The following is a 13770-nucleotide window of genomic DNA, read 5'->3' on the forward strand; positions in this document are numbered from 1 at the left end:
TTTGATATAACAATTGCTAGCCCTCCTTTCACAGCCCAAAAAAGGCCACAATTCTCATTGCAGCCTTTGATGTTTTTCACTCTGATTTATTCTTGCTTAACCGGTTACTACGATCTTAAACTTATGCAGCTTACCATTGACCATAATGGTAAGAAGATGAACTCCTTGGCTGATTCGGCTTGTCTTAACCTCCAGACGGTTCTCTGTTCTTTCTATTTCTATTTGTACTTCCGTTCCATTCATTTGGTGTAATCGAACCTCACCCAATTCTGCTTCTTGATCAAGGCTTATGTATAAGGTTTGTCCTTTTTGCAGAGGGTTAGGATAAGGCTTTATCTCGATATTAGATTCCTTATAATAAGTAACCATTATAATCTCAGACGCATTTTCAACCCCATTATGATCGATATCTATCAGGCGATAATAGTTCTTCCCATTGAATGGTTTGTTATCGATAAGAGCGTAATTATTGATGTTTTCTGAAGTTCCAGAACCATCCAAATAACCTAATGCTTCAAAATCAATTCCGTTAGCCGATTTCTCTACTCTAAAGAGACTGTTTTCAACCTCACTCACTGTTGTCCATTCCAATACAATTTGGTCGGTCTCAGCAAAAGCTTCAAACGAAAGCAAAGTAATTGGCAAAGCGTATTGTTCACTTGAAGCCAAGGTGAAATAAGCGCCATCAGCTAAATCAACTTGGAAAGTTACAAAACCGTCTAAATCGACTACAAACGACTGTGTAACGATGCTAGCACCTGCTGAAAAATCTCCATCGGCATCTACCAGCATAACAATTTGTGCTTCATCATTGGTACCAAGGTTTTCATCAGGACCGAGCAATCCTGATACATCAAAACGAACAGTAACCGTACCTACAGTACCGGTCTCTTGAACTCTCCATTCTCTATTGAGTCTACTGTTTACTTGAAGTTTATCAAACTCTCTGTTTTCTTGATTATGTAATGGAGCACCATCATGCCCCCAAACCAAAGCCGATAAATCCGCTGAAAATGCGCTGCCATTTTGAACATTACTGCTCTCCAGACCATCAACATCGTCATCTAAGCCCATCGCCACAATAGCATCTGGGTTTACACTTTGCGATTGAAGTTGATTTAAACAGCTTGCGTCATCTCTGGCAATACCTGCTACATTGTTTTGGAAAGCTGTTACTTCAGAAGCATCCCAAAAAATAGTTCCATTAGACGCTAGATAATCTCCTTCTCCTGCTTCAAAAGCAGTGTCATCTCCATCGGTGTCAGATGAAAGCGTAATGCCGTATTTAATGGCCAAATAACTTTCAATTCGCTGACGTGTAGCCACTGGGCTTAACAACTGATTGTAAACAATCACTTCTGAAATTAGGCCATTGAATCTCCTCGTTCCATCGCCTTTTGCTCCAATTTGTAAGTTGTTGGAAGTTTCACCGCCATGGTCTGCGGTAAAACTAATTTCTTTACTCCCATTGATAAACACACTTGACCCATCCACTTCATCTTCATCAAACACAACAGTCGAAAGGGTGGTGCTAAGTGTAGAGTAAAAACCCGTAATGTCATCTTCTGTGCTTGTACCATTACTCACCGCATTGTTTTCATTGGTTCCTCCTCCATCTAACATAAAACGATCGAAGTTACCATTGTCTTCACCCCAAACAGAGCCAGCGTTGTTTTCTGATGGCTGATAGACTACAATAACCGCTAAATCTGCATAAGTATCAGAATTTATACTTAGTGTAGTATTATAAAAATCGGTACCATCGAAGTAATTGGATGGATTAAAGTTGATCAATGAACCACTGTTGGGTGTTCCAAAAGGACTGACCGATACATAGTTATTAGAAACATCTTGCCATGAAGACCCACCATCATTTGCTTTTAACCATAATAAAAAGTTGGTATCAATTCCACCTGGTGAACATAGTTCTTCGTTAGTTTCACGCCAATCCCTTTCGGTCGTTTCATCGGCCGTAGTGATGTCTGGGAATGAATTAGCCGTCTCATTGTTATGAACATTAGTGGTTGAGTTCGGCCCTACAACATTATCAAAATTATCGTTCAATCCATCTTCATCATCATCTTGACCATTTGGAGTAATGTCCGCTTGGTAATCGCCATCTTCATCCCAAGCTTCTATTATATCATTCAAACCATCATTGTCTGAATCAATATCCAAGTAATCATCTGTTAAGTCCCCGTCAGTATCCACCGGATCGGTTGGCACTCCCGTAATACCTCCACAAGGCACACAGTCAACATCGAAAGCATCATCAATACCATCCGCGTCTAGATCAGAGCCCAGTGGAATTACCGGAGTTCCTGTGGTAGCTTGAGATTCTATGAGATCTACAATTCCATCACCATCACTGTCCACATCAATCCTATTTTCCAATTCATCACCATCGGTATCTGGATCAGTTAACGGTGTTCCTGTCGTTTCAATATTGTCATACGTATTCTCCCAACCATTCGCCCCAAATGTTGAACCATCAACTCTTCCATCATTGTTGGAGTCTACACCTCCTGCTTCTACTATATCTGGAATACCATCATTGTCAGAGTCTAAGTCTAGGTGATCAGGAATACCATCATTATCCGTATCATTTCCGGTACATGGAACCGCGAAACTGGCATAACTTACATTATCGACTCGCAAATCGCCCCCTGATCTATTAAAAGTAATCCTAATATGTGTGGCATTAGTAGTTAGCGTATAAGTTTCGTTTTCATAAGTGTTTTGTGAGGCAAAAGAAAATATTTGGGAATTGGAAAAATTGATGCCATCTGTTGACTCAGTTACAGTCATGGTGTTGGCTGCATTGTTATTTGTCCTTAGAGCGCGAATTGTTAAATCGGTACCGGCTGTAATTATACTTCCGCCACGAAGAACCACCTGCATTTGAGCACCATCATCTCTGAATCGAGCATAGCTTGCATTTACTCCATCTACTCCATCCTCGGGGGTTTCAACCCTCGTGACTATTTCAGTAGCAGATGATGCGTTTGCCCCAACTATTGAAACATCCGTACAGCTTTCATCAACGTCCAAGACTCCGTCATTGTCATCATCAATATCATCGACATCGGCTACTCCATCGGCATCAGTATCTAGTACATTGGCTTCTCTCCAGTCTCTTTCAGATGTTTCTCCAGAAGTAGTTACATCTGGAAAATCATTGGCGTCTTGATTATTGTAAACATTAGTGGTGCTATTAGGACCAACAACATCGTCATAAGCATTATCCAAACCATCTCCATCTGTATCTGTTCCCGTTGGAGTCGTATCGGCTATCCAATCGCCATCAGTATCCCAGCCTTCTATAGCATCTGAGAAACTATCTCCATCTGAATTGAAATCTAGATAGTCAGGCTTACCATCTCCATCTTTATCTTCTAGGACGGTAGGCGTGCCTCCATTATCGTCATCAAAGGCATTATCAATACCATCTCCGTCCGTATCTGTTCCTCCAGGAACAACAGGTGAACCAGTTGTGGCTTGGGATTCGATTAAGTCTACTATACCATCTCCATCACTATCAATATCCAAGTTATTGGCAATTCCATCTCCATCGGTATCAGGGTTGGCCAAGGCAGTTCCGCCATTGTCGCTATCGAAAGTGTTGGCCCAACCATCGGTATCGCTGTCAGTTGTTGAGTCTACCACACCATCATCATCTGTGTCTACTCCTCCTGCCTCAATAATGTCTTCGATGCCGTCATTGTCTGAATCAAGGTCTAAACGGTCATCAACACCATCATTATCGGTATCAGGGTCTGCCAAGGGGGTTCCTGTTGTTTCTACATTATCAAAAGTGTCTGCATAACCATTTGAGCCACTTTCAACATAGTTGTCAACTCTACCATCATTATCAGTATCTACACCACCTGCTTCTACAATATCTGGAATACCATCATTGTCAGAGTCCAAATCAAGACTATCGTTGATTCCATCTCCATCTGTATCTTGATCACAAACGGTATAAGCCTGAATAGTGGCTTCAACGATTTCGATTCGGCCCCCGCTTCTTGAAGTCATTTCAATTTGGATGTATCGAGTATCAGCATCCAATGTATAGGTCAAGCTTGTGACACTGCCACCTCCGGCAATGTCAGTATCATCGATAGTGATAGGGTTTGTACCCCCTCCTAAGTCAACAGTATTATTCGGCAACTCAGCAAAACGAAGGGTCTTATTGTTGTCGCTACTTTTCCAAAGTGTAAAGGCTAGATCCACACCTGCTGGAATTACTGAACCTAAATCAACTATAATGTATTCTCCAGCTGCATTTAAAATAACTCCATTATCATTATCAAAATTTCCATCATTGATTAGTGTGAGGCTTCCACCCGCACCAGACTGACTATCCACTGGGCCAGAAGGAGATGCCGCATTGTTTACACAGCCTTCATCAACATCCAGTATACCATCATTATCATCATCAATATCATTGGTGTCAATGATTCCATCGAAGTCGGAATCTGCGGCATTTTCTTCTCTCCAATCTCTTTCAATATTTCCACCAGTTGTTACATCTGGAAAATCATAAGCATCTTGATTATTGTACACATTGGTAGTACTGTTAATTCCCGCCACATCATCATAGGCATCATCCAGTCCATCACCATCTGTATCGGTACCCGTAGGAACAGTATTGGCCACTAGGTTTCCATCCGTATCCCAGCCTTCTAGTGCATCAGAAAAAGTATCTCCATCCGAATTGAAATCTTGAAAATCTGGAATAAGGTCTCCATCGGTATCTTCCCCTGCTCCAGTTGGCACTCCAGTGATAGCGCCACAAGGAGCACAATCGCCATCAAAGGCATCGTCATAACCATCACCATCGGTATCAACTCCAACGGGAACAACGGGAGTGCCTGTTGTAGCTTGAGACTCAATCAAGTCTACAATTCCATCGCCATCGGCATCAATATCTAAGTGATCTGAAATACCATCAGAATCTGTATCAATACCTGTACATGGGATTATAAATGCATCATAACTTACCTCATTTACTCTTAAGTCTCCTCCATTTCTGGAGTATGTAATTCTAATATGAGTAGCATCAGTAGTTAAAGTATATTCTTTGTCTTGGTCTTCTCTACGGACATCAAATTCATATTCGATCGAATTTATGTATGTTACTCCATCTGTTGATTCACTGATTATCATGAAGTTGTCACCATCATTTCTTTTTTGTGCGTTAACTGTCACGACAGTTCCTGCAACCACTATCCCTCCACCTCGGAGTTCCACATCCATGGCTGATTCGTCATCTTTGAATGCGGCAAATGTTCCACCATCGCCATCAATGGCATTACCTGGATTCTGAACTTCGGTCACAAATTCTGTTGCTGACGTACCTGTTCCTCCTGCTACAATTGTATCTACGCAACCTTCATCAGCATCCAAAATACCATCATTGTCATCATCGATATCATCAATATCAGGTACACCATCAGCATCGGTATCCACTGGTGCTGGAATACCATTACTATCTCTAAAATCGTCCTCGCCATCTAAATCACTGTCCTGATGAGCCACATTAGAAGAACAGGCTGTAACACCACTGCTAGCATCTATATACAAGACAGGATTCAATTCTGCTCTACGTTTATTCGAATCGTCAGGGCCAGAGAAAATAATCACGATTGCGTTGCCACTAACCCAGCCCCCTTGTCCAACGATCTCTTCAATAATTGAGGAAATATCAACAGTACGTTGGGCTGCGCCAATTTCTCCATCTATGTTCCAATCTGCTGGAGACCAAGACTCGCTTGCCGTTGTTCCTGGAGTCAATCTATCACTAACGTCATCAGTTGTCGTGGTAAAAGTAGATGGATTGGTACTCAATTCACCTGTTATCGTGATGTTTACAGTCCCCGTTTGAATTCCATCTGCCTGAAATTGAATATAAGCAGAGTTAATGCTTGTGCCTTGCGCCACATTAATATTTGGGAAATAAACACCTACAGTCTGATTTACACCGTCATCCAACAACTCTAAGTCTGAGCTTCCTAAATTTACTGAACCATCAGAGTTGTCTTCTTCTGCGTAATCTGAAGAAACGCTGGAAACTCCTCCGTAACATTCCTGATCGAAAGCATCGTCCAGACCGTTACCATTGGTATCTAAGCCTGTATTAGCCGCATCAGCGATACCGTCTCCGTTAAAGTCATTTCCTTCAATAAAGTCTGAGAGCGAATCATTGTCAGAGTTGGTGTCCACATAATCATCCAGTCCAGCTGCATCGGTATCTACAGGGTCGATTGGCGAATTTCCTGAGTCTACATCCCAGAAATTGAGAATACCATCTCCATCAGAATCGGTGAAGTCTGTAGGGAATTGATAGTCATCTGTACTATACCCTTCTCGCGTATCATCAATGCCATCGGCATCTGAATCTATGTCTATGTAGTTCGGAAGGTTAGGCAGAGCATTGGCATTTTCATAAGCCAAATCGGTATTGGGTAGCACATAAACTGAGCCTTCAACACCATCATCATAACCTGTCCCATTTGCATCTAGGAAGCCATCAATTTCACCATCACCGTTGGCGTCTGTATGATTGGCCTCTATGACATCCAAAATCCCATCATTGTCGGAGTCAAGATCCACTCTATTTTTAACACCATCGTTATCAGAGTCAGGGTCGGTTAAGGCGGTTCCTCCATTGTCGGAATCAAAAGTGTTGGCCCAGCCATCATTATCCGTGTCAGTATCGACATCCACACGCCCATCATTGTCATTGTCAACGCCACCAGCTTCAATGATATCTGGAATTCCATCATTATCTGAATCCAAATCGAGTCTGTCCACGATCCCGTCACCATCGGTATCGCCTGTTTCGTCTACATCAAGAATCCCGTCATTGTCATCATCAATATCGGTGCCGTCTGGAATTCCGTCAAAATCGGCATCAAGTGTATTTTCTTCTCTCCAATCTCTTTCGCTGGTCAAGCCAGAAGTTGAAACATCAGGGAAATCATTTGCATCTTGATCATTATAAGGGTTGTTGGTGCTGTTCGGTCCTACCACATCGTCATAGGCATCGTCTAAACCATCTCCATCACTATCCAAACCTGCAGGAACCGTATTGGCCACTTGGTCATTATCGGTATCCCAACCTTCCAAAGCATCAGAAAAACTATCATTGTCTGAATTGAAATCAATGTAGTCTGGGATGGAATCTCCGTCTGTATCTTCAGGATCGGTAGGGGTTCCACCGTTGTCATCATCGAAGGCATTGTCGATTCCATCATTATCCGTATCTGTTCCTACAGGAATGATTGGAGTACCTGTTGTTGCCTGAGATTCAATGAGGTCTACAATACCATCACCATCGGCATCAATGTCTATATAGTTCTCTAACCCATCACCATCAGTATCTGGGCTAGCCAAGACGGTACCACCGTTGTCGCTATCAAAAGTATTCGCCCAACCATCGTCATCAGAATCTGTTGCGGAATCAACTACTCCGTCATCATTGGCATCAACCCCTCCTGCTTCAATAATATCTTCTATTCCATCATTATCGGAATCCAAATCAATTCGATTTTCAAAACCGTCATTGTCTGAATCTGGGTCCGCTAAAGCGTTTCCTCCATTATCACTATCAAAAGTATTGGCCCAACCATCATTATCGGTGTCGGTATCGTCATCTACTCTTCCGTCATTGTTAGTGTCTACACCACCAGCTTCAATGATATCAGGAATTCCATCATTGTCAGAGTCAAGGTCCAAGCGATCTTCAATTCCGTCTCCATCAGTGTCTCTGCTTATCCCTGAGCCTTCATCAACATCCAATATTCCGTCATTGTCATCATCAATGTCATCAACATCAGGAATACCATCAAAGTCAGAGTCAACCGCATTTGTTTCTCTCCAGTCTCTTTCGCTATCTCCTGCTGTTGTCACATCAGGAAAGGCAAATGCAGTTTGGCTATTAGTAGAGTTCGTTGTGCTATTAGGGCCAACCACATCATCATAAGCATCATCGAGACCGTCATCATCAGAGTCTGTTCCAGATGGCACTGTATTGGCAGTAAGGTCGCCATCAGTATCCCAGCCTTCCTGAGCATCCGAGAATGAATCGTTATCAGAATTCAAATCAAGATAATCTGGAGTTAAATCACCGTCAGTATCTTCTGGGTCACTAGTTGGACTTCCTCCATGATCCGTATCAAAAGCATCATCTAGGCCATCTAGGTCCGTATCTGTGCCAGAAGGAACGGTAGGGCCCACCGTAGTTTCTTGTGATTCAATCAGGTCTACAATTCCGTCTCCATCACTATCAATATCTAGGAAGTTCTTATTGCCATCTGAATCGGTATCAGGGTTAACCAAAGGAGTTCCTGTCTGACCAACACCTACATTATCAAAAGTATCTGCCCAGCCGTCATTGTCCCCATCGGTATCATCGTCTACTCTACCATCATCATCTGTATCGACACCGCCAGCTTCAATGATATCTGGAATACCATCATTATCAGAGTCTAAATCAAGGTTATTGGAAATACCATCATTATCGAAGTCTTCTATTCCCTCATCTACGTCTAGAATACCATCATTATCGTCATCAATATCTTCCGAGTTAATGTACCCGTCACCATCTGAATCAACTTCATTATCCTCTCGCCAATCTCTTTCAGCGGTCATCCCCGAAGTGGTGACATTAGGGAAATCAAGCGCATCTTCATTGTTATAGATATTCGTAGTGCTGTTAGGACCAAATACATTATCGAAAGCATTATCAAGACCATCTAAATCAGAATCAATACCAGTAGGTACTGTATTGGCAATTCCATTTCCATCAGTGTCCCAAGCTTCGAGAATATCGAGGAACCCATCATTGTCTGAATCGGTATCTATATAGTCTGGTGTTCCGTCAGACTCTGTGTCTTCAGGGTCAGTTGATGTGCCACCATTGTCATCATCAAAGGCATCGTCAATTCCATCACCATCGGTATCAGTACCCACAGGAATAATTGGAGTACCTGTAGTGGCTTGTGATTCAATTAAGTCTACTATTCCGTCATTATCACTATCTAAATCGAGGAAGTTCCGGATGCCATCTCCATCGGTATCAGGATTGGCTAAGGCTGTTCCTCCATTATCAGAATCGAATGTATTAGCCCAACCATCACCATCGCCATCGGTATCATCATCTACTCTTCCATCTTCATCAGTATCTACACCACCTGCTTCGATAATATCAAAGATTCCATCATTATCGGAGTCAAGGTCAAGGCTATTGGGAATTCCATCTCCATCTGTATCGGTTGCTTCGCCCTCATCTACATCCTTAATTCCATCATTATCATCATCTATGTCTATAGAATCCGGCACGCCATCTCCATCAGTATCTAATGCTACTCCTTCAAAATCTCTAAAATCAAATTCAGTATCAGCATCTGTATCTGGGAGCGCCACATTTGATGAGCAAACAACTACGGAACCTTCTACATTAATGACCAATAATGGATCTACTTCCGCAATTCTTGTGTTCCCCGATGGACCGGTAAAAATGATGACGATTGAGTTTCCGCTAGACCAACCACCTTGGTTTATTATTTCTTGAATAATTGAAGAGATATCAACCGTCTTTTGCGCTGCCCCAATTTCACCCCCTGAATTCCAGTTGGCAGGGCTCCAAGATTCATCAGCAATTGTGCGATCTCGCGAACTTACATTGTTCACAGCCGTAGTGAAGGTAGTTGCATTGGCGATAAGTTCTCCTTCAATAGTGATTGTGATCGATCCAGTTGACGTTTCATCAGTTTCAAATTGCACGAAGGCAGAGCTTACGGTTGCTCCTTGAGCAACTACAATGTTTGGAAAATAAACCCCTACAGTCTGATTTTCTGTTTCATTCACCAATTCTAAATCACCACTCGACAAATCAACCGTTCCATCTGAATTGTCTTCTTCCGCGTGGTCAGTGGCTATGGAATTGATCTCAGAAGTATTTAGACAGTCACCATCGAAGGCATCGTCCAATCCATTTCCATTGGCATCTAAGCCTGAGTTTGCAACATCGGCAAGACCATTATTGTCGGCATCATTGCCTTCAATAAAATCGGATTCAGGGTCGTTATCTGAGTTAGTGTCCACATAATCTGGATTTCCATCTGAGTCAGTATCAACAGGTATTATTGGGTTGTTGCCATTTGACACATCCCAGAAATCTAGAATTCCGTCTTCATCATCATCTCCAAAAAGTGTTGGAAATCTATACCCAACTGTGCTTAATCCTTCTCTTGTGTCATCTATACCATCAGCGTCTGAATCAATATCAATGTAGTTTGGTCGTTGTGTCTGACCATTGCTATTCTCGTAAAAAAGGTCTGTATTGGTCACAGGCAATGGACTGCTTTCTAGTGCATCTGCATAGCCATTGTTGTTGGCATCCACAATTCCATCGACCTGACCATCGCCATCAGCATCTACTGTAGCCCCTGCTTCGCGAATGTCAAGAATACCGTCATTGTCAGAATCTAAGTCGAGAATGTCTTTAAATCCGTCATTATCTGAATCAGGATTTGTTGCCAACATTACTCCGCTTTCAGCAGAAGTTTCTCTTGTATCTACAATTCCATTCGCTCCTACAGCACCAGATAAGTTACCTTGTGAAGCAACATATTCCGCTGGTCTTATTCCTCCATTGGCCTCGATAGCATCAGGAATACCATCGTCATCTGAGTCCCTGTCTCTATAATTAGGGATTCCATCATCGTCATAATCTTCGGTGCCTTCAACATCATCTCTAATGCCGTCATTATCTGAATCAAGATCACATTTATCCAAAATACCATCTCCATCCGAATCGAGCTCTCCTTCAAAGAAGTCCGTCAAACCATCGCCATCACAATCAGCTCCTGTTCCTAATCCAAAATCATTCCCCGTATCGCTTTCACCAAAATCTACTCCATCAGTGAAGGTCATGGTCTCTACATTATCTGTAGTTAGCGAGTAACCAGCAGGATAAGAGGCTGACTGTGTGGTAGTTAGTAATGTTCCGGTGGTTACATAATAGAAGCTATAATCACCGTTAACGTCTGTTAGAGCACTTTGTATCCTTGTGTCTTCAGGGTCAACTTGCCCATCTCCATTTTGATCTAGATACAGATAGACACGTACATTTTCTAAGCCCGTTTCTCCACCATCTTTTACTCCATCTAGGTCATCATCTTCATAGACGGTTCCTGTTATTTCATTGGCATTGGCCACCAATGCGGCTAGTGATTCCACATCTCCACCACCACCAAAAGCCTTAAAGTTGGTCATGGCTCCAGTAGTCTTATTGATCAAACCTAGGCGGTTATCACCATCGCCTTCAGCACCATAAAGGCCTCCATCATTATTAAAGGCCAAGCCTTCTACATCATCTTCAGCTAGTGTAACAACAAACTCAAATTCACCGGTGGTTTTATTTACTTTGAATAGTATGTCATTTGACCCATTATCATTTGAAACGCCATAGATTTCACCACTAATTGGGTCTACAGCAATATCATCAACATCAACATCAATTCCATCTCCGGTTATTTCTAGATAGTCTATCCCAGATCCAAAAGCACTTGGCACATATCGTCCCGTTGTTAAATTTATTTGAAACAATAAATCAGGAGCTCCATCATTTCGTTCGACAGCCCACATGATCAAGGTTTGACCATCAAGCATCAGTCCATCAACATCATTTAGTGTTTGAGGGCCCGCAGAGCCATTTGCTGTACCACCCCCATCAATTTCACCAATCAGTGTGAAAGCGCCTGTGGTTCTATTCAGCGTGCCAAAATCTCCCCCGTCAGCAGCGTATAAGGTCTTTGAGCCAGGGATAGGGTAATAGGCAATGGCTTCAATATCTGAAACGTTTGTATCTCCAATTAAAGTGACTACACCTGTATTTCTATTAATTGTATATAGGTTATCATCATCATCTGACACAAAGTAAAATGTATCTGAAATTTGAGCATAAACACTTGTTTTTAACCCAAAGCAAAGGAAAATGAAAAGGAGAATCTTAAAACTCACTCTGGAAAGTGACAAATTGAGGGATGAATTTCGGTGGAATGGTGAAAAAATAGAAGCATCAACACTCTTTGTTAAGGTGCTCATTTTGAACCAATAAAATTTAGATTTGAAAAAAGAACAGACAGCACCAGTTAAAGAATCAGGGTCAGGGCGAATTCCCGATCTGTCCGAATGGGTAACCTCATTTATTTTTCCTGACCGTTTCTGGTCATGAACAATAGTTTTCAACTTAGCCCAGTGTTTAGGTGAATACCACTCCAATCGAATAATTCGACTGTATATGTGGTGGCTTTGGGTGAGGCAAATAAAACTCTAAAAAATCTTATTTATGGATCAAAGATAATAAAAGCGTTACGAGGAACAAAAAAACGCATGCTATCCTTCTATTCCTCGCCAAATATGCAGTAATCTAGAGAGAATACTCCTCTCTAATTTCTCACTGAATTTTGGGTAATAATTGCCTTCAAGGCAAGACCTTTTTTATAGATTAATGATTAATAGGAATCTTCTTTAAAAGCTTACCTATAATGTGCTCGGTAGTAATACCATCAGCTTCAGCCTCATAGTTCAGGATAATCCTGTGGTTCAATACATCCATCGCAATCGCTTTGATGTCTTCTGGTAACACGTAATCTCGGCCATTCATAAAGGCATGTGCTTTGGAAGCTAGGTTCAAGTTAATACTTGCCCTTGGCGAAGCCCCAAATTGCATGTAGTAGGCTTCTTCATTCAAGCCGAAATCCTTAGGGTTTCTAGTAGCAAATACCAGCTCGATAATGTACTTCTCAAGTGATTCAGAAATAGAAACTTGGTTTACCTCATTTCTAATACTGAAAATATCTTCTTTGGTCAAAAGCGTTTCAAGCTCAGGCTTAAATGCCATATTGGCCATTCTACGCATTACTTCTAACTCTTCTTCTTTAGTTGGGTAATCTACTTTTACCTTTAGCATAAAACGGTCAATTTGCGCTTCTGGCAAACTGTAAGTTCCTTCTTGGTCTACTGGGTTTTGAGTGGCTAATACCAAGAACGGTCTGTCCAGCTTAAAGCTTGTTTCACCAATGGTTACCGTTTTTTCCTGCATGGCCTCAAGCAATGCCGACTGTACCTTGGCTGGTGCACGGTTAATTTCATCGGCCAAAACTACGTTAGTAAAAATAGGCCCCTTTTTTACTTCAAATTCAGCCTTCTTCTGATTGTAAATCATAGTACCGATCAAATCGGCAGGAAGAAGATCTGGTGTAAACTGAACTCTTTGGAAATCCAAATGAAGTACTTCTGCAAGTGTATTTACAGTGAGCGTTTTCGCAATACCCGGAACACCCTCTAAAAGAATGTGTCCGTTGGTAAATAAGCCAATCATCAGTCGGTTTACCATGTATTCCTGACCTACAACGATTTTACTTACTTCCGATGCTACTCTGCTTATTTTTTCTTGGTGGATTTTAGCCAATTCTGCTGATACCGCTTCCATTGTCAACTTATTTGTTAAAGGGCTCTAAATTAGAAATTTTGATCAATTACTGGGGTCAATACTTGAACGAGATGTTAAAGTTTTCCAGTGTTGGTAGAATAAGGCGAATATCGGTCTTTTCTCACTTTATAAAAGGGATTTCCATTTCCTTTTAACAATAATTAACCTGAGCGAAAAAAAAGTTTTGGTTCAAAACTAATTTCTATCCAAAAACACACTCGTTTTTTAATAGGCCATTGAAATACGGCTTTCTGTAGCTGACA

2 protein-coding genes are annotated in these 13770 nt (G+C 41.7%); both read right to left on the bottom strand.

Translation table 11 applies throughout. From position 1 onward, the window contains the following. Positions 1 to 96: 96 nt before the first annotated feature. On the bottom strand, positions 97 to 12117 hold the full coding sequence (locus tag MB14_RS03090; RefSeq protein WP_132644050.1) for a DUF8202 domain-containing protein: 12021 nt from the start codon (positions 12115 to 12117) through the stop codon (positions 97 to 99). Between the two features lie 403 nt (positions 12118 to 12520). Next, positions 12521 to 13477 (bottom strand): AAA family ATPase, encoded by a 957-nt coding sequence (locus MB14_RS03095; protein WP_053221806.1) that lies wholly within the window; start codon positions 13475 to 13477, stop codon positions 12521 to 12523. Positions 13478 to 13770 lie beyond the last annotated feature (293 nt).

The organism is Roseivirga ehrenbergii (assembly GCF_001593005.1).
Classification (GTDB): Bacteria; Bacteroidota; Bacteroidia; order Cytophagales; family Cyclobacteriaceae; genus Roseivirga; species Roseivirga ehrenbergii.

Coding starts and splice junctions, on each gene's coding strand:
- MB14_RS03090 (WP_132644050.1), bottom strand. CDS start 12,117: ATGAGCACCTTAACAAAGAGTGTTGATGCTTCTATTTTTTCACCATTC.